Below are 1195 nucleotides of genomic sequence, written 5' to 3'. Positions count from 1 at the left end.
TAATGCCGATCAGTTAAGAAAATTTTCATGATCGGTTGACCGATCTTTTTAAGGCTTCAAAATCCGATATCAGTCTCTGGTATCGGATTTTTTAATGTCTTTACTTACAAACCTCGATGAAACATTCAGCCATGCAGAAGATTTAAATGCCATCGATAAACTGATGTCGTTTGTTGACCCTGAACTTCTTCAGCAAGCCTATGAGCTATCAGGTGTGGCGACTGTCAGACGTCGCCGTTTGCCTTTAGATTCGGTAGTGTTAACCATTGTCGGCATGAGTCTTTTTCGTAACGATCCTGTCTGGGACATCGCGAATAAACTCAATGTTTCGCTTCCGGGTAAAAACCGCTTTGTTGCTCCGAGTGCAGTGGTACAAGCCCGCCAAAGGTTGGGTGATGATGCTGTCGGTCACGTCTTCAAATTGATGGCACAGCGGGCATTCACTGAATATGCCTTTGAACAGTGGTGTGGTTTAAATGTACTGGCGGTTGACGGCGTAATGTTCCGTGCTCAGGATACTGCTGAGAACCTTGATGCATTTGGTTGTGACCGGAATGCTAAGGGTGATAATCCGTACCCACAGGTACGCATGTGTAGTCTGATGGAAACGTCCAGCCACCTTCTGTTGGCCAGTGAATTTGACAGCCGGGATGTGGGAGAGATGTCTCTTGCACAGCGGCTTGTTCCTTCGGTTCCCGATAACTCTCTGACCCTTTTTGACAGAGGGTATTATTCGCTGGGGCTACTGTACTTGTGGATGACTAAAGGCGTTAATACGCACTGGATGCTCCCCGCCCGTAAAGATTTACAGTATACTGTGAGACATCAACTCAGCGAGGATGATGCTGTTATCACGCTTAAAACCTCTCCTCAAGCCAGGAAGAAATTTGATGGTTTACCCGAAACCATTGAAGCGAGACTGACCCGCTACAAAGTAGATGGAAAGTCTTACCGCGTGCTCAGTTCAATGGTCGATGCAATGCAGTTTCCCTACGAAGAAGTTGTCAATGTGTATGTTCAACGCTGGGAAATCGAACTGGGCTTCAGAGAAATGAAACAGACACTACATCAGGCAAAACTGACACTGCGCAGTAAGAAACCTGAGATGGTTCGACAGGAACTCTGGGGGCTGTTGGTAGCCTACAACCTGATTAGAATGATGATGCTGGATGCCGTAAAAGACATGCCGGAATTA

Annotated in this window: 1 protein-coding gene; it reads left to right on the top strand. The window is 46.5% G+C overall.

Annotated features, from left to right (window positions below; genetic code table 11):
• Positions 1 to 94: 94 nt before the first annotated feature.
• On the top strand, positions 95 to 1195 hold a 1101-nt coding region (locus tag MHM87_RS19745; RefSeq protein WP_239260865.1), incomplete at its 3' end, for an IS4 family transposase.

The organism is Alteromonas sp. Cnat3-28, from assembly GCF_022348265.1.
In the GTDB taxonomy this organism is placed as follows: Bacteria; Pseudomonadota; Gammaproteobacteria; order Enterobacterales; family Alteromonadaceae; genus Alteromonas; species Alteromonas macleodii.
The sequence above is the reverse complement of the archived record's forward strand: the minus strand, read 5'-3'. Positions and strand labels throughout refer to the sequence as shown.